Source organism: Sulfuracidifex tepidarius (assembly GCF_008326425.1).
Taxonomy (GTDB): Archaea; Thermoproteota; Thermoprotei_A; order Sulfolobales; family Sulfolobaceae; genus Sulfuracidifex; species Sulfuracidifex tepidarius.
Map to the genome: position 1 here is coordinate 127,617 of NZ_AP018929.1, position 21,304 is coordinate 148,920.

Sequence of the window (21,304 nt, forward strand, 5' to 3'; positions counted from 1 at the left end):
TTGGACAGACGATCCCTAATAATTTCAATTTTCCTTTTATTTCTCTACATTTCCCTAGTTCCCGTGTTGACTTCGTCTCAGACCGCAACACAGACTAGCTCAGACACGTCCTTCATACCCCTTAACTTCACACCTGTCTCACTGTCTGTCATGAACGGCAACCTCTTAGTAGCGTCGAACAACGAGGTATACCAGTACCAAGGTGGTAACCTGACTCCTTTCCTTCACGTGAATAACATTCAGGAGATAGCGTCTTCTGCTCAAGGAGTGTACGTGGAGAACTCGTCTGGGCTGTACTACTATCAACAAGGAGTGCTAACCCCTCTGCACGTAATGGCGGGGAAGCTGTTCTTCGATAACTTCACTGGGTCTCTCTACGCTACGTGTGGATATGACGTCTACGTGTTTCAGGGCTCTAAAATGGTACAGAACTTCAGCGTCTATGAGAGCTTTGGCTATGTGACCTTCAACTCCAAGGAAGCCATAGTGGACAGCCAGAACGGATTTGCTATCTATTACTACAATGGTTCATTTCATTGCACTATAGACTACCAAGACGCGCTATGCGCAATGACGTTTTACGGCAACAAGTTCGTAGCTGGCTCCTTCGATCCCATAGGGGTTTTCGTTTTCAATAACATCAATGTTCTGTATGACAAGGTAATTCCGGTGATTTACCTGGACCAGTTGTCCGAGTACAACATGTCATTGGTGTGCACTAACGTACTTCCCCAGTACATGCTTGTCCATAACGGACTGATATATACGGGATCGTCGAGGGGAATAGCTGTGATCAACACTAATGACAGTCAGGTGGTATATTACAGCCCTAGCCCTGCTTATTCGATGGTGGAATACCACGGGAAAGTCTACGTCGCTACAAACGGCGGTATCATGGTTTTGAACGTCAAACCGCTCCCCATTTTTTACGTTACCTTAGTCAGAGAAGGAGGACCTCAGAGCGTCTTCTTCACAGTCAACGGGTCAATGAAGGAAATGAGCTTCTCTTGCACTATCCCGCTTGAGGAAGGGGTCTATAACTTCACCTTCTTCAATGATACGGACTACCACGCTGAGAACTCCACTATGATTGTGAGGGTAGACTACAACACCACTTTCACAGTTAATTACGTAGGAGTACCGGAGGTGTTATATATCAATCTTCCTCAAGGTGTCAAGGGAGACGTATACGTTAACGGTACAGAATATCAAGCAGACGGACTAACTAAGATTATCCTACCTTACGGCGTTTACGATCTGAAGGTCGAAGCTGGAGGAGAGGAGTTCAAGTACACTGTATTCCTAACTGATGACACCGTGATCACTCCAAATGTGCACATTACGTCTAGCGTTAACGTCAACACCTCATCTACAAGCGGAGTTCCTAGTACCCAAACTGTCTCTTCAGTCACATCGTCAAATAGCTTCACTTTTATAGCTATAGTCGCAGTATTCGTAGTAGCTCTGGTCATGATCTTACTGATATATCGTGCTTCAAGAAAGTAACTTTATTTTCTTAATATTCGTATTTTTTATAATTTGATAATATAATTTGTTACTTGATTCTTTTTTAAAGAAACAGAGATAGAAGTTAGACCTCGAATTCAGCATTAGTCCCGTGCGAGGGGATGAAGGTCTCCTCTTACAAGAGGTGAGCCTCATGAAGTTATTCCTGCCCTTTTTAAAAATCCAAGATATTTTTATCTTGTGAATATTTCATGACATTCAGGTCGTATAGGATTATTACTCTTTAATTACATTTAACTCTCAATTTGAGGAGAAGTTGTTAGATTGATAACTAGACAGACTAGACAAATGAGGTCTAAAAAGACTATAATGAGGATCTTGCGGTTCGCAACGGTGACTGAAGCTCTAGAGCGTTGATCCCATCTATAATACGCAAACTTCTATAAAATTCTTTTTTACGTTAGATACTTGGAAGGTATCTCGGTAGCTGATGTCTATTTATCAGCTATACGACCTCTTTTTTTACCTACGTCTTCCCCTTCCTCTCGAATGAAGATCTTACCTCTTTGTATACCCCTAGCGCCTTCTCCCAGAAGTTATCGTCTTTAAGTAGAACTTTCCCCTCTTCCATTATCTGGAGGAAGAAAGGTGAGCCTTCCCTGAGCTTCTTTAGGAAAACCTCGGAGTTGACGAACACCGGGTCAACTTCGCCTGGGAACATCTTAGTTGCTCGAACGTAAACATCCTCCGGTATCATCCTGGGGTCTCTAGGTACCTCGTCACCTACTAGGAGGGCGTCGTAGTCACTGGTCTCTGTGAAGTCTCCCCTTGCTCTGGAGCCGAAAAGTATGACCAACTTCATGATATTTCCCTCTTTACCCATGAGAGGATCTTCTCAGCGCAGGATATACACTCATCAGCTTCTTTCTCTGTATAATACTCGAAAGGAGATCCCTCATCGTAGACATCGGGATATCTTGAAGGTGTGTATTGCTTATCCAAGTACGATGCACACTGGCGTATGTTGTCTGGAGGGTTATCTATGAGGTGGAGTACTGAATTACCCTTTCTTTCCATACCGTGAAACTGTAGGAGTCCCTTTACCGCCTTCTCAGCGGACTGTTGAGAGAGAAAGCAGGAGAGTTCGTAATACCTACCTTGTTTAGAGTACTTCGCCTCCTCTAAGTCCCTCTCTGCCTGCCTCAATCAGTCCTCTACCCTTTTCACTTGTTAAATTCACTTTAAGGGCTAAAATCTCTTTATGAGAATACTCAGGGGAGACGGTTTTCCCTGTGTTGAAGACTTCCTTATTTTTTCTCTTATGAAAACTGTATAATTTTTCTAATTTTTAGATCATGTCATTTTCTGAACAAACCCTCCTTCTCTCTACTAGCTATCATTTCGTGCGTTGTCAGAGAACGCCTAACCCTGGGTAATAAGGTACTATCTAATAAATCGAATGTATCGTTAGGTATACTAAGGGTCGTAACCAGGTAGAATTACTGGTACATTTACGATGTAGAACAAGTTAGAGAAAAGAGCACTATACCTTTCTGAGCGAGACGAAAAGTGTGTTGCTCCTGGGGAACTCCCTTTCTATGGCCTTCTTCAGCTCCTTTGACAAGGTCTCCTTGTCGAGCTCCTTTTCCTCGTTCAAGTATCCCGACTCCTTCATCACGAACTTTGTTTCCCCTACCTTGGCTACGGAGACAGATCTGTCCTTTTTGAAGCTGAGTAGCTCTACCTCGTATCCGTTCTCCATCCTTTGGAGTTGGCTCATCACGTATTTGTGTGCACTTCTGGCGGAGATAGATCCCATGTCCTAACGATGCGAAATTGGGGAAAAATTTCTTTTTCCTCCCTGCAGGAGGTGAAGGCTCAGGAACCCAGGACCTCCTTTACTTTCCTGAAAAGTGAGGGGTTCCCTATCACGACTAAGCTCTCCCCCACCCTCAGGGTAGTGTCCTTGGAGAAGAAAGGGTCAAGGGAACCTTCCCTTACTATCGCCAGTGGAACGATCCCCTGTGGTAGGTCTCCTATCTTCACTTCCCTGCTGACCTGGAAGAAACCGATGATTATGTCGTCCCTTATCCTGCTCGAGAAGATGAGCCCTGACACGTTGTTTGACAGCGCAGCGGACGCTGTTATCCTCCCGAGGATGTCTTCAGACGTTATGACCATGTCTGCGCCAGCTGTCTTGAACTCCTCCACTAGTGAACTGTCCCTGACTATGCACGTCACTGGCAGGGGAGGGTTCAACTTCTGTACCTTGAGGGTCACCAGGAGTGAGTCCATGTCGTTGTTCATGCTTATGATAGCGTTCTTTGCTTCCATTATTCCAGTGGAGAGTATGTCCTTTTCGTCTTTCGGGTTCCCTACGATCACCCTGTCACCCTTGAGGTTCCCCTTGTCGTCTGTGAGGACAACGTAGTCTACACCATATATTTCAAGCCTCCTGATAGCACCCTTTAGGACTTCACCCTCTCCTATGAGGACTGTGTGCTGTCTCATGTGGGACCCCCTCCACCTAGCCCTAGCGTCTATCCATGAGTCCCTCCTCACCACAGTGGAGACCAGGGACTGGATTATGCTTGTGTAAAGCCCCACAGCGAAGATAATTGTGAGGATCAGCACCACTTTCTCCGTGGAGGGCATCTGTGAGATCGGAGGGGCGTAAAGACCTACTGTGGTTACCACGTTCACCCCAGCGTATATAGCTGAGAGCAGGTCTAGGTGTTGAAAGGTCATGAAGACTACCGCGTTCACGTAGACTGCGACCCCCAGGAGGAGGACTTGTGGGAACACCTTCCTCAGGATAGAGTAAGGTGCCATGAATGTCTCCAGTGTGGGAACTATCACCTTGTTCCACACGTCGGTCCAATTCAAAAACACTCAGATTAATAGTAGGCCTCAAGTAAAAATAACTTATTGAGGATTTCCTTCACCTATTTAGAGATAGAGGAAGGATAACACCTCATATATTATTTCAATTGGAGAGGAACAAGGATCACAGTCTACTGCTACGACCAGATAATACGAAGTACCAAGAACTGGTCAGGCCTGGCGTAAGACATGAGAGAGGTGAGAGGAAGTCAGTTCGTCTGTATTAGTAAAAGCGGTGATCAGGAGTTTCCTTAATCTCGTCTGGGGTACACGTGTAAGCCTTAAGCATACAAGGCGATGAGTGCCTTGTGACTCTCCTCGTCTGTTCAGATAGACGAGATGATTTTTCTGAAAATTGAGGCTAGGATAAGGATAAACAGTAGGAACGACAGGATTACGCTCTGTATCGGGCTAATGGTATTCTGCACAACCAAGGTTTTTCCTCCGTCCACTGAGATCGAACCCTCACCTCTACCAAGGTAGTAGTAACTCTGTCTTCCAGTAGTTACCTCAAACAAGTTCCCAACCCTGTGCGTTACCAGGTTAGACGTCCCCTCTGCTGTATCAGAACCGAAGTCGAAGTACGACGGGAAAGAGACGTACTTCCCGTCCTTTTGGTAGTAAAGAGAAAGGAAAGCCTCAAGCTGGTTGAAGCTGACTACCTTTCCGTTCCCTTCTCCTCCGAAGACCAGCTCCGCGTCGTAGAAGGAGAACCCTTGGTACGGTGAACTGTCTGAGAGGTAATTATACCCAGACACGTAAATTGAGGCTCTGTACACGTAAGGGAAGTGGATGACCACGTTATCGAAAAACACTGTCTTACCGTCGAAGCAGTTTCCCTCGATTCCCTTGAAGCCGAAGAGGATTCTGACCTCGCTAGTCGAATGTGTTACATTTATAATAGGTAAAAATGAGAACGGAAGAGAATAATAATAATTTCCTATATAATTAACGTAGTAGCACTGTCCGTCGCTCCCCTGGATGAAGCTTCCGTCTCCCGACACGTTGTGGAGCGGGCTATCGAGCGAGGTGAGGTTCAACACGCTGGAAGACAAGTAGAACTGATCTTCAGAGGGGTTCATGACTACGACGTCCTGCAACCAGAAAGTCTGGTCGTTGACTATTAGCATTACATTTAATTGAATGGAAAAGGGGTTCTCGGAGTTAACGCTATCAACCTTCACGAATCCCACAACTGAGTCCGTCTTGATGAAGTAGGGAATCATGGAGTTGCCCTTCTGGTAAACACCGTAAGAAGCTATCCCTATTGCGTAACTGTGGAAGGGATATTCTTGAGTGTCGACGTAAGGGTTAATTGACGCCATAGAGACCTGAGCGAAAATCAAGGAAAGGAAGACCAGGAACCCCCACTTCATGAACTTCAATGAATACATTTTTCATCACGTAAATAAGGTCTTTCGTACTACGCTGTCCATTTACTACACCTTCTCCGCGTTAAATAATGATATCCTTGTTAATACGGTTCCTTTCGTTAATACGGTTCCTTTCCCTTTTTCGCGTGCCCTAAACCATCTCTAGAGAAGGTGGAGAAATTACACGATAATGTATACAATAAATAGAATAGTTTTAAATCAAACTAAAAAGGGTATGTAGGAGGAGATCTAGCCTTCACTGTCCTTCAAGGAGTCTAGGACAGCTTTGAGCATTTTTCCTATCCAGCAACTTTCGTTCGTTATGATTAGGTCGTATGCCATCCCTTTCAGTAAGTTTAAAAAGGATCCGAAAGTAATCTCGCTGGACTCAATCTTAGTCACTCCTTGGTTCTCTCTAGCTGTGACTGCGAAAGGGAAGGACTGTACAAATAGCAACAGATGTCCTACTTTAGCTACTGGCTCAACCTCAGTATACTCTGTTCTGTCAGCGCTGATAAGCACGGCATATAATAGCGTCTCTCTTCGCATCCCGATCTCCATTCTAGACCACTGTGGATTCTCCATGGGTATTCATTGACGAGTTAGATTAATAAGTATTGCTTATATGAAAGAAATCGAGTTTATGTAAAGAAAATAACATAAAACTGATAAGGAAGTGATATAAGGCAAGTATTACTGTTCAGGCACGAGAATAGTAAAACTCTACATGATTTGAATGAGGACTTTTCTAAAATAATTCTCTAGAAATGATAGATCAAATGGGAAAACTTTATATAGAATCAAAATATAGGCGCTCATAGATATAAAAGATAATATTGAAACGTATATCTAAATATTTAGCATCATACTATGAAATATAATAACTCTTTCATGCTTATTAAGCTATGTGTTTTCATTGTTAACAATAATTTTTAACTGTATATTATAGTTGAGTCGTATATATTTTTAAATTGGACTGGAGAGAGCTAATTAAATTAAAAGTTAGATGAAAGCAATTCTCAAGGCGTAGAATATCAAGTCTATTCCCATACTTTCAATTATATTCATCCGGGCTCGTCTGACTTAAAATTCCTTTAGTGAGGAGAGGAGAGAGTTGTCTACCTCCACGTATCCAGACCTCTTTATCTCATTCATTATCTTCAATCCGTGTCGGCCCGGAAGCTCTTCCCATGGGACGTGTTTGACCTCATGGTGGTAGTTGAACATGATTAAGACTTCACCCTTGTTAGGTCTCTTAGACGTGTCCAGGACCCCGACGACGTTCTCTGACAGTTCAGAGCCGGAGATAGTAGCGGTGAGCATGTCTAGGAAAAGGGATAAGAAGAACCCTTTCTTTCCTCCTATAGGGATGATCCCGCCCTTGAGTGCCAGGTCTGGGTCGTCAGTCTCCTTTCCGTCTGGACCTACTGCCCAGCCTAGAGGTATCCTCTCTCCCCTCCTTTTAGCCTCTAGTATCCTTCCCCTTGAGGTAGATGCGAGGGACATGTCAAGGACCACATCAGGCGGTATTCCTATACTTATGGGAGAAGTGGACAGTATCCTCCTCGATGTACCCGGAGCTACGACAGACGGCTCTGCGTTTCCGAACATGATGGAGGGTATACCTGCAGAAGCTAGTCTGGAAGTGTAATAACCTAAGTAGCCAATGTGGGAAGAGTTCCTGACTGCTATCATGAACACGTCAGAATCCCTCCTCTCCCTGATAAGGAGGTCCCAGACTACTATTCCTATGGAGGAATTGCCGTCTACGAACTTGGAGGAGTCGGTCTCCCTCTCTACCTTGAAGTCTAGGTGACTCTTTATTGTCCCAGCGTCCAGACCTCTCAATAACGGGATCATCCTCTGTATCCCGTGTGAGGAATGCCCCTTCATCTCGGCCTCGAGGAAATGGTCAACTACTACCTCCGACCCTTGGACTCCCCTCTTCTCAAGGAGTTCCAGGAGGAACTGTCTCAGCTCATCAACCTTTACCTTCGTTTTCCTTCACCTTCAGGGGCACGTTGCTCGTGACGCTGTCCACCCCAAGTCTCTTGACCCTCAGGAACTCCTCCGGGTCGTCAACTGTCCACGTCCCAAGCTTGAATTTCCCTTTGCTCTTCACGTCCTCCTCGAAGAGAAGAGTGTGAGAAGGGTGAATCCAGTTAACCTCAAGTTCCTCAGCGATAGGGAGGAACCACTTCACTTTCCCCACGAATATCATCCCTGTCTCAGCGTTGGAAATTTCCCTTATTCTCTTCAGAGAGTCAAAGTCGAAGGAGATTACCTGAAAGTTCCTGACTGAGGAGGCGATGTCGAGTACCTTTTCCTCTATCCCTGGGTATACCTTGTAGGAGTGTTTTATCTCTATCAAGAAATAAGGTATGTGCAGGGAGATGACCTCGCGTAAGGTAGGGATGTGAAATCCCCTGACGTTAATTTTCCTTATTTCTTCCAATGTAAGGGAAGAGATCTTCACTTTAAGGTTGGCTAACCTCGTCAAATCGTCGTCATGAAAGACTACGACTTCCCCGTCCCTTGTGAGGTGCACGTCTAGCTCTACTGGGAGGTTGTGTGACTCAGCCTCTTGGAATGCTTCTAAGGAGTTCTCCAAGGAATTACAGTGGAGACCTCTGTGCGCAACGATCATGGGTAACAGAGAGGCGAATACGTATAAAAAGAGAATTGTTATCTCCTGTCCTTCAAGAGGGTCATGGCTGAGTTGTAACCCGGTATCCCAGTGATCTGACCTCCTGGGTATGCTCCTGACCCACCCACATAAAGGCCTTTTATAGCCGTCCTGTACCCTGAGGGTGTAGGTCTCTGGAAAAGATAGGGGCATCTCATGGGTAGGTGGTTCAAGTCACCAGAGGGCAGGTTGTACTCCCTCTCAGCTTTTCCTGGGTTCATCTCGTCTATGTGTAGGATCTTCTCCTCGTCTATTCCTAGATAGTCTACTGCTGAGTCAGGATCCCCCATGACTGTGATCACGTTTCCTCCTAGGTCGTCGCACATGGAGGGAATTGTGACCTCGCCCACGGGTAAGGTGAAAAGAGTACATACTTCTTCTCTCACGGGTTCTGGGAGACGATCCACCTTAATTTCCGAGGTGAATACTGTGTACCTCCTCCATCCGGGGACTGGAGGTCTCTCCATCTTTATCCCTGCCATGCCCTCAAGGAGTACTGGGCTCCCTGTCATTATAACTGAGTCAGTCTCAATCTCTCCCGACGTAGTTGATACCGACCTTACCATCTCGTCGTAGTTAACCCTCTGTACTTTCGTGGAGAACATGAAGTCTACTCCAAGCTCCCTCGCCCTCCGTGAGAGGACTTCTCCTACAGTTCCGGTGCCTCCTCTGACCATTTTCCACTCCAAACTGAAGAAGTACGCCATGAGGTAAGCCGGCTCTCCCAACATGAAACGGTAAGCGAAGTAGGGGTGGAACTCCTCGTCGAGGTACTCCGAGAGCACTCTCCTGGTCGGCTCCATGAAGACCTCGAGACCGCTGTCCTCCAGTTTTTCCCTGAACTTCTCCTTAGAGGGAGGGTTAGTGGTGAACGTGAGTCCGTTCTTCATCATGAAATTTTTCAGACGGAGAATTTTTTCCTCCAACTTAGGGTAATTAGTCTGGCCCAACCTCGTGAACTCCCTGTGTCTCCTCTCCCTGTCCTTGAAGAACCTTATCACGTTCCCTTCCTCGGTCACGAACGTTCCATTCCTGTCCCTCTCTAAGGTGGGGAATGACACACCGAGGTAGTCCTGCAGTTCCTTGGGGAAGAGGCCCAAGACATATGAAGACCTGGGGTACCTTATCCCGTTCCAGACGTTGGTGTCAGCCATCCCTCCGGCTCTCTCCCTGGACTCTATCACGGCTACCTTGAGGCCGTTCTTAGCAAGAGTGATGGCAGCCACGAGCCCGTTATGCCCCGCACCCACTATGACGGTGTCATATTTCATGATATGATTTAGTGTCTCAGAGGGGAAAAATGTGTCTATAAGAAAAGGGAGGAAGAAGACTTATTGTTTTCTATGACGAGCGATTTTTTAATACATATTTCCTTTCATCTCTAGATGGGTCTATTCAAGATAGTGACGTTAATTGTTCTCGCGTTGGTCATAGCTACCCTCTTCACGGTCCTTTTTTTGATACCAATAGATCAGACCTATCAGGTAACCATGAGGCTTTCTCCACTGCAGAGGCATTTCTTCATATTTAACGATAGTTCAGGTACGACTACTAAAATAAGTGTGGTTGAGAGCGGAGGTTATGTAACGCTAACATTGATCTCACCGACGGGAGAGAAAGTGTTAAATGGGGTGGAAGTGCATTCTTCCTATACCTATACGTTCACCGCGAGAGGGACAGGGACGTATACGCTGTGCGTACTGAACTCCCCGCTTTATAATACCAACATCACATTGAACGTGGTGAAGGAACACAGTCTGATCGATTTCCTGTGAGGAGTGTAGAGATGAAACCATAGATGATTTATCTCGGTGTGGGCTCATTGGGGAGACCCCGTCAGCAATGGGATGGACGTCTCTTTGTAGTGAAAATTAAATACAAAAAGCCGTATGTATTTCAATGATAATCCTTAACTTAGCAAAAATCACCGAGACGCCTTTAAACTAGGGTTTACGTGGTACACCTCTTCTCCGAACAATGTCACCTGAGACACCGAGAAAATTTGAGATCAGTGCCGTGGCTAGTGTGGAGCTCTGCCCTCTGCCATTGGTAATGGGGCTATGAAGCAGGAAGTCGGTGAAGGCGTGGTTCATTCTAGCCTAAAACTTTGTTGTATCCTCGAGATCACTCATCGTAAACTTTTATCTTGCAAGGAGAAAATAATCCTATCGAGAAGGATCTCTATAAGCTTGGAGAAGACTACATTGAAGCTAGAGTAATTGAAACTCTGTCCGACTTACTCCTCTCCCTTACCTTGTGGAAGGAAGGTTATACTAGGAACTCCGCTGGAAAAGCTTTCAGTGCAGTGAAGGCATTGCTAAATGCGCTCATATTAACTAATGAAGAGAAATTAGTCAATTTGGCCAAGGACGACCGGGAAAAGGAGTGAATCAAAGAGAAGGCACATGTAATCCCTACTCATAGTATGTATGGGTTGGCACAAGCACTGAAGGATACAGGGATTGATATTATAAACCTTGTGAAATATGCTCTAGACCTTCATAATTATCAGTATAATGGCTTTAAACCTGACTTCAGCATATACAGTAGAAAGCGGGACGTGTTGAGAGACCTATTTACCGTAATAAAGGAGACTAAGAAGGCAATAGAAACCTATTTCCCTAAGTACGAAGTTAAGGAAATTTCGGAAAAGATTGATGAGGTACTAAAGGATATGGACGATAGAGATGTACATGCTACTTGACGTATTGCCAAATTATAGTTTCAGATAAATGTTGGATATGCAAAGGTTCTTTGCGACCACTCAATTCCTCTAGACGTTATACTCGCTGATGTTAAGGATAAGATGGGATTGCTTAATAACTCCTTTCGAGCTATGGGCTAATCCATGATTGCCTTGGCTTTTTAAGGTCTAAGGAGGCGGATGTCCATTTACCTGGGTCATATGCTTGGCTTATTCTCAAATCTTTTTATAAATATTAAAAAATAATAAATAAATATTTTTATTTTAAAAATATATAAATAAAAATATTTTCTTTCTAGATATTTTTCATACATACATACTAATATAGATTTATTGATCAGTATTATATTTAGCTAAGCTATTTCGGGTCTATCACGGATGGGTCTTCCTCCCCTCAACTCCTGTTAACTTAAACCTCAGGGAGTGAATTTCGCCTTGGGACAGTGACATGAAAACCTTATTGCTAACCAAGTGGATTTCAAGACATGGAGGATCTTAAGGACTGTTTAATGTCAAAGTTCAGCAAGTTAATGGGTGATAAGACAAGTTTACCGGTTCTTACCCTGATTCTCTCCCTTCTTGAGTACAGGACGTGGGGGTGTGTAGACTTCTCGATAAATTCGATAGAAATGTTGCTGTCGTCTGCAAGGAGGAGGATGACCATAGTAGACAGGGAATCGTTCGATTCCTTGATTCAGGAAGTGAAGCAGTGTTTCAAAGACTCTAGATGTGAAGGAATAGACCACTCAGTATGTATCCAAGACATCCGTGACGTTGTACAGCTCACGTCAATGAACTTGAGCAACGTTGAGATTAAATCGATCATGAGAGGGAACGTGGACGACAGGGTCCTGAAGTTACTCAACTCCGGAAGAAAAGAGGAGGGGGAGATCGCGTCAGCGTTCGAGATATTGAAGGAGGACTATGAGCTTAACAACGAACTGATGGAGAGGATAGTAAACGACTTACCGGTGACAGTGGTGAAGCCGGAGTTCACTCTCGAACACTCCACCAACAACGATAGGGTAGTGCACTTCGTAATGCCAAAACAACTTTTAGAAGCCCTTTCCTCTGGAACCAGCAGGAATGAAGTGGGACTGGAGGAGTCGATCTCTTTCCTTTTAAGTAAACTTGGGTTTTCGGTTACTTCCAGGGAAGTTGATGTACCCGGAGAAGGGAGAGTGAGGATAGACCTGATAGGCGAAAGGAACTCTACGAGGATTAAAAACAGGGTATGGGTCTTCACTTCGCCAAAGGACAGGGAGTGCACCGTGAACGACCTAAGAAACGTCCTCAACTCGGTCGTGATAACCAGGGAGATTCCCAATCTAGTGTTCGTGGTGTGTGGAGGTGGGGACGAGAAAGTCCTCTCATTAGCTCACGAAATAGGAGTCCATGTCCTCAGTCGAGAGAACGCTGAGAGGGAGATGTTTTACTCCTTCCTCGACTCCTTGCCTGTCTTCAGGGACCTCTTTGAGAAGATAAGCGACATCTCGGACTTAATCACCATTTACAAACTGAAGTAGATAAAAAACACGTAGGATTTTCCGATAAAAGCTATCCGACAAAAGCTAATCGAGAATAGAGCTGTAGCTCTTATTCTCCTGATGGGTTAGAGGGGACAGAAGGCCCACTTAGTCTTCTTGAAGCCTCCACTATCAGTGGCACAGTCCTTGCTAATAAGGAATTGAAAAGAATAAGTGAGGTCATTGAAGGCGTTTTGATCTACTAGAACTTTTGGCTGGAGATTAGACTTCGGACTGTGGGTCTAGAAGAGACGATCCTCGGTCGAACCTGAACTCTAACGTCTAAAATCTACTGGGGGAAATCTATCATGAAATATTTCAGTTAAAGAGAGAGAAAAATAACATGCATTTACGAGAACTTCGAGGCGTTTCCCTGTCCGCTATACAGCTTGAACTTGAGCTTAAAGGAAACTCTTTTCTAATACTCTGATTAATAGTAGCATGTTAAATCATGCTAAATGACTTCTCAATTTCACTGGAGGACTATTATGATCAATTTCATGATAAGAAATATAAAAACTTCCCTATAGAACTATTAGAAAAAATGCGGGAGTATCTCGTTAAAAAATACGAGGAGAATATCATTTCAATAATGGAATCTACTCTGTCTTTATTAGGAGGCAACGAAGAAGAGGCACCTGAGGTGTTAGACAACGTAAACGAAATAGGAGAAGACATAAAGCTCTACAATTCCATCATAGAGCATAACACCACTATTGGACAATATAGGGATATTATAATAAGAGGGCTTGAAAAACTAATTGAGTCATTAAGCAAAAATGAGGATAAGTTCTGGAAAGAAGTAATGAACTCCTCCTCATTAAACTTTCAAATAACTATATATTATTCTTTGTATCTCAAGTTTTTAACAAAAGCCTATCTGAGACTAACGGAGTTAAAGGTGGATCCTAACATGAAGACTGCAGAGTGTCCAAAGAAGAGGATCCTTGGTGCTGTAAATTCGTTGGTGGGAATTTTAGGAACCCCTCTGATCATGTATGTTAAGGAAAATAGGATATACCCCTACATCTCTGATCTGACAGGGATTCTTTTATATGTGACCAAAGACGAGGTCTTACCCTCAGGAAATTCTCTAGGTTATTATCTATTTTCTAGAATTCATGGTACAGAAAATGAGTAATAAGCCTACTAATACTGCATACATATTTGATACCAATGCAGTGATCACCTGGTTATATTACAATGATGATAAGAAAAGGAAATTGGCTGAGTCCATCGACAAGCTAAACAACTGCTACATTTTAGTCTACACGATTGAAGAGGTTCTAGGAATAATCTCTGATAGCTATAAACTATTCTCTCATATTATCATATGTGAAGTCCTACGAAACGACAGCTGGGATTCCCTGAAAATTTCTGATAGATTAAGAATAATAGAGGGCATTGAAAAGGACTTCGAGGAGCACTATGAAAGGATATGGGAGACATATTACAAAGATAGCATCCCCCACGGTCATATAAGGGTGTATATCTCTAAGTTATTCTTTAAGGCGTATAAAGAAAGAATATTAAGGTATAAAAGATGAGGATATAGAGGAAGAGATTACTACAAAGAGAAATGCAAAGGGTCTAGAAGACTATGCAAATTCAGTGATTAACCTTATCGCAAGTAAGTTTAAGATAATAGGGCACGTTCATTTTAGCACAGATATGCTAGTGGAACTTCAATTAATAGAGGAGGGAATACAGAACAACAGAAAAAATAAGAACAAAAAGCCTAGTAGGTTTGATCAAATAATGTTCAAATTGGTTTATATAATATTAAGAAATTAAATTTTTGATAGAGTAATTTTTGTCACTAACGATGACGATTTCTCGAATATGCGTAACAATATTGTAGAACTGTTAGAAAATATTATAAAAAACAGTTCGAAAATAACAATTAATACATCTGCAGAGAATTGTAAAGATATATTGACTAATGAATTGGAAATATTTGATATCGATAGACTATTTCAAGTCATTAATGCGGGGAAAATCTAAGGTGGGATATCTCATATTTAAAGAATGTCTTTCTAATATTTCTAAGGAATTTATAACCTTCTGCTCGTAACTGGAAGTTATAATCCCTCTTCTTTCAGCTGCAGCTACTAGAAGAGCTGACATACAATTAACCCACCGTATTCGGACAGACATATTTTACTCAAAGTCTCAAAAGCTCTAGCTAAGTTGAAAGATCTTTTGATACTCTAATACTCTAAAAGCCTTACGTCAGAAAAGAACGGCTCCTTGTCGCTCTGTAGCTTATCTTATATATTAAGTGCTTTTTCAAAAGTGTTAGAGAATCGCTGAGAAAGTTTCATTTAGGTCTCCATGGACGATTCGCGTCTCCTTTGCGAATTCAGTTTATTTATAGAATTAGAATGAATTTAATCAAACGCTCTAGTATAGACTGGGTGAGGGTTCGCGCTTAGCAGTTTCCTTTATTTGGTCTATTTTTGCTATAATTACAATTTAAGATGGAAACCTGAATTACCCCATATCTTTCAGACGAAATAATTTGGTGAAACAACAGTGAAAATATCCTCTTGCTATTCCTATATTCGGCTACTAAAGTAGCCCGGCCTACCTTATCTTGATCTAATGAGAGATATCAAGAAAGGAAACATGAGAACATGCAGAGGAAGAGCGAAACGATCACAAAAACGTCTTAAGAGTCCTCTACAAAGAAGACTTTCTTCGACAAGGCTTCACGGCAAGGGGCAACTTCATGCTGGCTGTTCGGCCTCCTGGGTTTGCTGTAGTTCTAATGATCTGACTTTCAATGCTTTCCTCAGCTTCTCTATGAGGATGTCCAAGTCACCGTCTATTATCCTCAGCGCTTCTATTGTACTTAGCTGTATGAAGTTATCTCCGGTCACGTTAGCGTTAGTGATTACAAACTTACCTTCCACCTTGTACTCCTTCTTCTCATGTTCTACCGTGTTCACGGTAAGGAAGCTGTCCACATCTACCTTGTCAGGCAGATTGCCGTCTTTCGACAGCTTGACAGTGCCTATGAAGGCTCTGTCGTCGCTGATGAAGAATATGGACGCTAGGACGCCCCTTCCGTTAGCGTCGAATACCCTCTTACCCCTAGGGTGTAGGTACTTTATGGAGAGCTCCGCTGTGAGAAGCGAAAGGGCTTCCCTCACTCTCTTCTCCATCTTGGACGTTTCCTCTATTGGGTCCTTCAGTGACATCGACTTCTCCACATATCCCCTCAAGCACTCCAGCGAGTTCCCGCATTCCTTTTCAGCCTTCTCGGACTCAGACCTCAGGAACTGCAGGATCGAACTTATGGATGGCAATTCCCTTCCCTTCCACAGTAAGTTCACCATGGGTAGTAGAAGGTCTCCGAACTCACCGCAGTAAGTCTCCACTATCTCCTTGACGTCCTCCTCAGTCACCCCGTCGTCTAGGGATATCCTGCTCTCCTCTATCCTCCTGCGGAGAGCTAAGTCCTCTATCCTGCTGAACGAGTCCGTCGGTATGGCCATGATAATGGGTATGTTCAACCCAGCGTTTATTACACGGTGTATCAAGCTCAGGTGAGTGTCCCTCACCTCGTCTATCAGTAATCCTATCTTGTGGCCTTCCTTCAGGTCCCTGATCAGGGATATCATCCCGTCATAGTTGTGTGGGTAGTTCATGCAGAAGAGCCTCATGTCTAGGTCGTCGGCTTTCCCGCACATCTTCTCCACGTGATCCCAGAACTTGACCCCCATCAGTTTCTTCCAGAAGTTGTATCCTAACTCTTTCTTTCTGTTCTCGAGCTTTGAGATGGACTCTTTCCTTATCTCCGTTACGTCTATCTTCGTCCAGAACTCCGAGGATAGGTCGTCCTTGTTTGCCATATCGAGGAAGATCGGTTTCATCCATTCCTTGGAACTCTCCTCCAGCTTCTTCAGGATCGTCGTCTTCCCCATCCCAGGCTGGCCTATTATGGAAGCGACCTGACCTTCCTTCATCAGGGATAAGCTCTTCTCATAGTATTTCCTGTAAGTTGGCCCGGCTAATACCACGTTCTTGACGCTCCACGTAGTCACGGTTACCTTGGGAATCTTACATAAGGTCATTTCTTCTCACCCTTCTTCCTCTTTATTATGCCGAACAGGACGCCTTTCCTCACGTACCCGTCGTCTCCGCCCGCTATCATTTCGTAGTTCTCCTCAATGTGTCTCCTGAACTTGCTGTAGAAGTCTTCCTTGGACATCCCAAGCTCTATCCTGATCCTCTCAAGGGAAGCGTAACCTAGGGAATCACTTATCCTCTGGTAAGCCTCGTCAAAGGAAGCGTAATCCACCTTTGCTTTGCTCTCCTTCAGTTCCCTCACTTCTTCCTTAAGTGATTTCACCTCGTTCATTAGGGTCTTTATCACGTCGTCCGCTCTTTCTGTCATAACTGGAGAGAAAGATCTGCCTGACCCTGAAGTCTTCTCGCTTACCTTATTTTCGTTCTTGAGCTCAGCCAAGGCTTTAAGTAACTCGGAGCTATCCCTTATCCCTAGCCTCTTCTTAAGCCTGGAGAGAGAGACCGGCTTCCCTTCCTTGTGGTATGTGTCCTTGATGAGTTGTAGAACAGTTTCCTTGTCCATCCAAATCGATTATTTTGCTTCAAGTGTTTAGGTTCAAAAGGATTTGCACCTTATCCGCTTACATTCTCCTTCAAGACTTCAGATATTAGGAAGACGACGAGTAGAGCTCGACGTTTAACCTAATGGGGGAAGGGAGCCCCCTTGTAAAAATGTTTTTTATGTTTAATGTAAAAATTTTCCTAGAATTAGGCTGTAGGAGCTTGGTCATACTCTTAGGGGGACAAGCTTATGGAGAGTAACCCTCCGTACCCTCTCCGCACTGGGTGTTAAGGCGTTTCCGTTCGGTAGAAAGCTGTGGGTGAGGAGGGATCGAGGTTCCTTTGAGAAGTAGGAAGTCTCTGTCGCGAGTTAGAGATACCGTCCGTAAGGCAGGATAGTTCACACGCTAATCGAGAACATGTAAACAGTAAATATAGACATTTATGTCACTTGTGAAACACCTGATACATATGGACGAAACCGAAATCAGAAGGGAATTGAACATAATTGAACTGAAAATAGAGGGGTGTAACCAGGACGAATGCGAGGAAATTGAAGGCAGGCTGAAAGAGCTCATGACAGAAGCGAAGTCGCAGAAAATGAGAGGGTTGGAGGAGAGAATATCGGAGCTTATGAGGAAATTGGAGGAAAAAGAGGCTCTCTGAAATATATATACTTCTCAAGATTTATACATATAAAATTAATAAAAACTAATTATAGTTTTTAGTATTAGTCTTGATTAAAGAAGAAAGTTGTGCTTTCCTGTCCAAGTTTCTCTCATTTCTCACAAAAAAATAAAAGGAACCTAGGTTACATCTATCTCAATGAGGATTCTAGCTTCATCTGATATCCATTCTCCGAAATGGACGGGAAAGTTCTTGATATCACTCAAGCGTAAAATAGTTGACGGGGGCTTCGACCTTTTCGTTTTAGCCGGGGACTTGGCGGAGAGGGGAGGGTATAAGCACTTATACCCAATTTACGAAGAATTAAAAGATAGGAGGTGTGTCGCGGTCTTCGGGAACGAAGACTTTCGTAATTTCAGGGAGAGATATAAGGAGGAATACCCGTCTTTTACGTGGCTTGATGATTCCTCCGAGGTATTCAGGATAGGAACAAAGAGGGTTCTGGTCGTCGGCAGTGAGGGGGTCCTGCAACGCCCAACTAGGTTTCAGAGACTCCTGGGGATAGACGAGAGTTACTTTAAAAAGAGAATGGAAAGGATAGACGAACTTCTCTGCGAGGAAGCTGATTTCAGGATCTTGGTAACACACTATGCCTCTTCTCTCGAGACGGTTTTAGGTGAGAAGGAATCTATTTACCCTTACCTTGGATACCCGTTGGTGGAGAAAGTGAGGTGCGCTCCCGATATAGCTATTCACGGTCACGCTCACTTCGCGAAGAGGACGCTCTACTTTAACGGTAAAACCAAGGTGTATAACGTCGCCCTCCCCGCCAACCAGGACGTGGTGAAAATAGATGTACCGAATATTGTGACGGACAGTAATGATAGAGACGAGAGAGAAAAAGAGGTAAAATGATAGCGTGTATAATATTTAGACGTAAAATAATAAATTCACGATTATTCTAAAAAGATAAAAATATAGATATGGGGGCTGTTAAAAAGAGAGCAGTATTTCACACTTTCTGGTCTGAAGGGAGTTCGTTGTAGTCCTTGAACAGTAGGTACCATGCCTTAGCCTTTGGCATCTTCATCCTCATGGTTGCCTCATCGAAGACGTTTGGTGGAGGCACTATGACGTCCTGACCTGGCTCCCAGTTTGCTGGTAGGACTACCTTTGCCTTGTAGTTCACTATCATCGCCTTAGTTATTCTCAGTAATTCGGATATCTTTCTTCCTGCCTCGAGAGGATAATAAGCCATGAACCTGATTACTCCGTCAGGGCTAACCAGGAAGACTCCCCTTATTGTCTGTCCTGATGCCTCGTCTACTATGTCGAGGAGCCTTGCGAACTTCTTGTCTGGGTCGGCTATGACGGGGAACGGTACCTTTACTCCGTATTTCTCCTGGATGTCCTTGAGCCACTCTATATGGGAGTACACGCTATCAACGCTCAGCCCTACTAACTGTACTCCGAGGTTAGCGAAGTCGTTATACGCTTTGGAGAACTCAACGAACTCCGTCGTGCATACTGGAGTGAAGTCAGCTGGGTGGGCGAAGAGGAACAACCACTTTCCTTTCCCGAATATATCCTTGTAGAAGTCGATTACACCTTGAGTCGTGAGGACTTGTGTCTCAGGGAACTTTTGGTAGAGTTTCATTTTGTATTCACTACAACTTAACACTCACTGTATCCTTTAAGGTTATCTTAAGATTAATGGAGAAAAACCGTTTTTATTGGTCAATGAGACATTGCTCTATTCTCTCTGAATTCCTGAAATCCAGCGTTCCTGATTGCGTTCTCTACCTTGTCGGTGACCCAGTTCATCATGAACCTCCTCACTCCTATCCTCCTGAAGAAGCGGTGAATTGCAGGGACCCTAAGTGCCGCTCCAGCTGCTAGGGGATGCCCCCCACCGCCGAACTCTAGGGCGAACCTCCTAATCTCGTATTTTGAGCTCCTGAATGAAATTGATTTTCCGTTAGCTGACACGAAGACCACTGCACCAGTCCTGGTCATGATGTACTGAGAGGCGTAACTTATGTCAGGAGGGCCGCGCCACCTTATGGCCACGGCGACCTTCTTTCCGTCTATCTCTATGACCTTGAAGTACTTGTTGAGCTTGTTGTACCCTTTGAGTTCCTCGTCCACTTTCCTCTCCAGTATAGACTGGAACTCATCGTTCCAGAGGACTCCTTTGTAGAAAATCTCCATCAGGTGTATTTTCCACGAGAAATCCGGTGAGTACTCTACTACCCTCCTGAGCTTCTCCCCCATTGGATCGTCGTGGAGCCATATGTCCACAGAGCAGTCCGCTGAAGCTAGCTTCGACGAGAAATCATCGTCAGGGTTCATGTTCTTGTGTACGACTCCTGCTCCGCACGTTGAAACGTCGTGATACAGCTTGACTCCAGCCTCTGTGACTTTTGTCTTCCACTCGTCCTTCCAAACGTGATGGTCGAACCATTGAACTTCAACGCCTTGAGAGGTTATCCACTTCAATCTCTCCACTACAGCGTCTATTGTGGAACCGTTAGCTCCGAGGTCAGCCATGACTATTTTCTTTACTCCTCTGAGTTCCAACTTGTTGAGGAAGTTGTGGAGACGAGTAGGTTCAGTGAAAAAAGTGTTTTTAGGCAGTTGACCCACTGCTCTTGCATAGACTGCTGCAGACGCAGTGCCGTCAAAGTCATTGTGGACTATCGCGTAGTAATCTTCCATTTCTTGTTAATCTTGTAGGTTAACTCCTTTAAATGTAGTTATTATGCCCTTGTAAAGGAAATCCACTTGTCTCAGGGTGGAGAAATAATCGAATTCGTCAAGTGCGGAGATCCCCTCTTTCGGGACTATCACGTTGTACCACCTAAGCGCTGCGCTCCCTGCAGTGTGAAGAACGCATATGTTAGCGACCGTACCCGTCACTACGATGTTCTTGATGTTCTTAACCCTCAGGAGGTAGTCCAGTGAAGTACCGAAGAACGCATCGTATCTGTATTTCCTGATCAGGAAGTCGTCCTTGTCTGGAGACAAGTCAGAGTATATCTCAGCTCCCCAAGTCCCAGCTAAGGCGTGCTCTCCCCATATCTTGAACTCCGGGTCGTCCTTCATGTGCCAGTCTTGTGTGTAGATTACCAATGAGCCGGAATTCCTGAACTTCTTGATCAGATCCCTTATTGGCTCCACGGTTTTCTCAGCGTCAGGGACGTAGAGCTTCCCGTCCTTGTGTACGAAGTCGTTCTGCATGTCAACTATCAGGAGAGCCGTTGACGATGGAGGGAGATCAACCTTCTCCTTTTCGTGGATTTCCGGTACTTTAACCTGCATATATACTACTTTTGCTATCTATATTAAAATGGATTCACGTTGTTGATGGCTACTCGTTTGGGGATCACGTCTCCTTTGCGAATTCAGTTTATTTATCTAAATCAAATGAATTTAATTGAACGCTCTCGCATGGACTGGGTAA

21 protein-coding genes and 1 pseudogene are annotated in these 21,304 nt (G+C 44.2%); 8 read left to right on the top strand and 14 right to left on the bottom strand.

Going from position 1 to position 21,304, the window contains the following annotated elements:
* Positions 1 to 1,506, top strand: a complete 1,506-nt coding sequence (locus IC007_RS00605; protein WP_149528199.1) for a hypothetical protein — start codon at positions 1 to 3, stop codon at positions 1,504 to 1,506.
* A gap of 487 nt (positions 1,507 to 1,993) precedes the next feature.
* Here the strand turns inward: IC007_RS00605 and IC007_RS00610 are convergent, their stop codons facing one another.
* From IC007_RS00610 to IC007_RS00650, 9 genes are all read right to left on the bottom strand, one after another.
* Positions 1,994 to 2,329, bottom strand: a complete 336-nt coding sequence (locus tag IC007_RS00610) for a nucleotidyltransferase domain-containing protein (protein ID WP_084739650.1) — start codon at positions 2,327 to 2,329, stop codon at positions 1,994 to 1,996.
* Positions 2,326 to 2,673 carry a HEPN domain-containing protein gene (locus tag IC007_RS00615; RefSeq protein WP_232048954.1) on the bottom strand — a complete coding sequence of 116 codons (348 nt, stop codon included), beginning with the start codon at positions 2,671 to 2,673 and terminating at the stop codon, positions 2,326 to 2,328. Before IC007_RS00615 ends, IC007_RS00610 begins: the two co-directional genes overlap by 4 nt.
* A gap of 337 nt (positions 2,674 to 3,010) precedes the next feature.
* A complete protein-coding gene (locus IC007_RS00620; RefSeq protein WP_054845424.1) occupies positions 3,011 to 3,286 on the bottom strand; it encodes a hypothetical protein in 276 nt (91 codons plus the stop codon).
* A 59-nt stretch (positions 3,287 to 3,345) separates the two neighbouring features.
* The gene (locus tag IC007_RS00625) at positions 3,346 to 4,299 is read right to left on the bottom strand and encodes a potassium channel family protein (RefSeq protein ID WP_370685239.1); all 954 of its coding nucleotides are present in this window, start codon (positions 4,297 to 4,299) and stop codon (positions 3,346 to 3,348) included.
* A gap of 377 nt (positions 4,300 to 4,676) precedes the next feature.
* Complete coding sequence (locus IC007_RS00630; protein WP_054845425.1) at positions 4,677 to 5,744, bottom strand: thermopsin family protease; 1,068 nt, start codon at positions 5,742 to 5,744, stop codon at positions 4,677 to 4,679.
* A 228-nt stretch (positions 5,745 to 5,972) separates the two neighbouring features.
* Positions 5,973 to 6,308 carry a hypothetical protein gene (locus IC007_RS00635; RefSeq protein WP_054845426.1) on the bottom strand — a complete coding sequence of 112 codons (336 nt, stop codon included), beginning with the start codon at positions 6,306 to 6,308 and terminating at the stop codon, positions 5,973 to 5,975.
* Between the two features lie 498 nt (positions 6,309 to 6,806).
* The gene (locus tag IC007_RS00640) at positions 6,807 to 7,700 is read right to left on the bottom strand and encodes an Ldh family oxidoreductase (protein WP_054845427.1); all 894 of its coding nucleotides are present in this window, start codon (positions 7,698 to 7,700) and stop codon (positions 6,807 to 6,809) included.
* A gap of 4 nt (positions 7,701 to 7,704) precedes the next feature.
* Complete coding sequence (locus IC007_RS00645; protein WP_054845428.1) at positions 7,705 to 8,370, bottom strand: glycerophosphodiester phosphodiesterase; 666 nt, start codon at positions 8,368 to 8,370, stop codon at positions 7,705 to 7,707.
* A 38-nt stretch (positions 8,371 to 8,408) separates the two neighbouring features.
* Positions 8,409 to 9,719, bottom strand: coding sequence for a phytoene desaturase family protein (locus IC007_RS00650; protein WP_269472373.1), 1,311 nt, complete (start codon positions 9,717 to 9,719; stop codon positions 8,409 to 8,411).
* Between the two features lie 75 nt (positions 9,720 to 9,794).
* Between IC007_RS00650 and IC007_RS00655 the strand changes: the two genes are divergently transcribed.
* The 5 genes and pseudogenes from IC007_RS00655 to IC007_RS00675 all read left to right on the top strand — a co-directional run bounded on the left by IC007_RS00655 (position 9,795) and on the right by IC007_RS00675 (position 14,186).
* Positions 9,795 to 10,184: a p24 family protein gene (locus IC007_RS00655; protein WP_149528201.1), complete on the top strand. Its 390-nt coding sequence runs from the start codon at positions 9,795 to 9,797 to the stop codon at positions 10,182 to 10,184.
* 392 nt (positions 10,185 to 10,576) lie between these two features.
* Positions 10,577 to 11,113, top strand: a pseudogene (locus IC007_RS00660) (PaREP1 family protein).
* 485 nt (positions 11,114 to 11,598) lie between these two features.
* Positions 11,599 to 12,639, top strand: coding sequence for a hypothetical protein (locus IC007_RS00665; protein ID WP_149528202.1), 1,041 nt, complete (start codon positions 11,599 to 11,601; stop codon positions 12,637 to 12,639).
* Positions 12,640 to 13,183: 544 nt separating this feature from the next.
* Positions 13,184 to 13,780 (top strand): hypothetical protein, encoded by a 597-nt coding sequence (locus tag IC007_RS00670; RefSeq protein ID WP_149528203.1) that lies wholly within the window; start codon positions 13,184 to 13,186, stop codon positions 13,778 to 13,780.
* On the top strand, positions 13,773 to 14,186 hold the full coding sequence (locus IC007_RS00675) for a hypothetical protein (protein WP_149528204.1): 414 nt from the start codon (positions 13,773 to 13,775) through the stop codon (positions 14,184 to 14,186). The genes IC007_RS00670 and IC007_RS00675 overlap by 8 nt, the downstream gene beginning before the upstream one ends.
* Positions 14,187 to 15,368: 1,182 nt before the next feature.
* Here the strand turns inward: IC007_RS00675 and IC007_RS00680 are convergent.
* Complete coding sequence (locus IC007_RS00680) at positions 15,369 to 16,718, bottom strand: ATP-binding protein (protein ID WP_149528205.1); 1,350 nt, start codon at positions 16,716 to 16,718, stop codon at positions 15,369 to 15,371.
* Complete coding sequence (locus IC007_RS00685; RefSeq protein ID WP_054845435.1) at positions 16,715 to 17,236, bottom strand: hypothetical protein; 522 nt, start codon at positions 17,234 to 17,236, stop codon at positions 16,715 to 16,717. The genes IC007_RS00680 and IC007_RS00685 overlap by 4 nt, the downstream gene beginning before the upstream one ends.
* A gap of 449 nt (positions 17,237 to 17,685) precedes the next feature.
* Between IC007_RS00685 and IC007_RS00690 the strand changes: the two genes are divergently transcribed.
* Positions 17,686 to 17,880 (top strand): hypothetical protein, encoded by a 195-nt coding sequence (locus tag IC007_RS00690; RefSeq protein ID WP_054845436.1) that lies wholly within the window; start codon positions 17,686 to 17,688, stop codon positions 17,878 to 17,880.
* 159 nt (positions 17,881 to 18,039) lie between these two features.
* The gene (locus IC007_RS00695; protein ID WP_149528206.1) at positions 18,040 to 18,756 is read left to right on the top strand and encodes a metallophosphoesterase family protein; all 717 of its coding nucleotides are present in this window, start codon (positions 18,040 to 18,042) and stop codon (positions 18,754 to 18,756) included.
* Between the two features lie 97 nt (positions 18,757 to 18,853).
* Here the strand turns inward: IC007_RS00695 and IC007_RS00700 are convergent, their stop codons facing one another.
* The 3 genes from IC007_RS00700 to IC007_RS00710 form a co-directional block, all read right to left on the bottom strand.
* Positions 18,854 to 19,498 (bottom strand): peroxiredoxin, encoded by a 645-nt coding sequence (locus tag IC007_RS00700; RefSeq protein WP_149528207.1) that lies wholly within the window; start codon positions 19,496 to 19,498, stop codon positions 18,854 to 18,856.
* Between the two features lie 80 nt (positions 19,499 to 19,578).
* Positions 19,579 to 20,559 carry a DHH family phosphoesterase gene (locus IC007_RS00705; protein ID WP_054845438.1) on the bottom strand — a complete coding sequence of 327 codons (981 nt, stop codon included), beginning with the start codon at positions 20,557 to 20,559 and terminating at the stop codon, positions 19,579 to 19,581.
* Positions 20,560 to 20,565: 6 nt separating this feature from the next.
* The gene (locus IC007_RS00710; RefSeq protein WP_054845439.1) at positions 20,566 to 21,162 is read right to left on the bottom strand and encodes a cysteine hydrolase family protein; all 597 of its coding nucleotides are present in this window, start codon (positions 21,160 to 21,162) and stop codon (positions 20,566 to 20,568) included.
* Positions 21,163 to 21,304: the final 142 nt, after the last annotated feature.

Excerpts from the sequence above, each read along its gene's own strand:
- IC007_RS00695 (WP_149528206.1), top strand. The coding sequence starts at position 18,040 with ATGAGGATTCTAGCTTCATCTGATATCCATTCTCCGAAATGGACGGGA.
- IC007_RS00635 (WP_054845426.1), bottom strand. The coding sequence starts at position 6,308 with ATGGAGAATCCACAGTGGTCTAGAATGGAGATCGGGATGCGAAGAGAG.
- IC007_RS00630 (WP_054845425.1), bottom strand. The coding sequence starts at position 5,744 with ATGTATTCATTGAAGTTCATGAAGTGGGGGTTCCTGGTCTTCCTTTCC.
- IC007_RS00655 (WP_149528201.1), top strand. The coding sequence starts at position 9,795 with ATGGGTCTATTCAAGATAGTGACGTTAATTGTTCTCGCGTTGGTCATA.
- IC007_RS00675 (WP_149528204.1), top strand. The coding sequence starts at position 13,773 with ATGAGTAATAAGCCTACTAATACTGCATACATATTTGATACCAATGCA.
- IC007_RS00705 (WP_054845438.1), bottom strand. The coding sequence starts at position 20,559 with ATGGAAGATTACTACGCGATAGTCCACAATGACTTTGACGGCACTGCG.
- IC007_RS00645 (WP_054845428.1), bottom strand. The coding sequence starts at position 8,370 with ATGATCGTTGCGCACAGAGGTCTCCACTGTAATTCCTTGGAGAACTCC.
- IC007_RS00690 (WP_054845436.1), top strand. The coding sequence starts at position 17,686 with ATGGACGAAACCGAAATCAGAAGGGAATTGAACATAATTGAACTGAAA.
- IC007_RS00710 (WP_054845439.1), bottom strand. The coding sequence starts at position 21,162 with ATGCAGGTTAAAGTACCGGAAATCCACGAAAAGGAGAAGGTTGATCTC.
- IC007_RS00625 (WP_370685239.1), bottom strand. The coding sequence starts at position 4,299 with ATGGCACCTTACTCTATCCTGAGGAAGGTGTTCCCACAAGTCCTCCTC.
- IC007_RS00700 (WP_149528207.1), bottom strand. The coding sequence starts at position 19,498 with ATGAAACTCTACCAAAAGTTCCCTGAGACACAAGTCCTCACGACTCAA.
- IC007_RS00610 (WP_084739650.1), bottom strand. The coding sequence starts at position 2,329 with ATGAAGTTGGTCATACTTTTCGGCTCCAGAGCAAGGGGAGACTTCACA.
- IC007_RS00670 (WP_149528203.1), top strand. The coding sequence starts at position 13,184 with ATGCGGGAGTATCTCGTTAAAAAATACGAGGAGAATATCATTTCAATA.
- IC007_RS00620 (WP_054845424.1), bottom strand. The coding sequence starts at position 3,286 with ATGGGATCTATCTCCGCCAGAAGTGCACACAAATACGTGATGAGCCAA.
- IC007_RS00685 (WP_054845435.1), bottom strand. The coding sequence starts at position 17,236 with ATGGACAAGGAAACTGTTCTACAACTCATCAAGGACACATACCACAAG.
- IC007_RS00680 (WP_149528205.1), bottom strand. The coding sequence starts at position 16,718 with ATGACCTTATGTAAGATTCCCAAGGTAACCGTGACTACGTGGAGCGTC.
- IC007_RS00665 (WP_149528202.1), top strand. The coding sequence starts at position 11,599 with ATGGAGGATCTTAAGGACTGTTTAATGTCAAAGTTCAGCAAGTTAATG.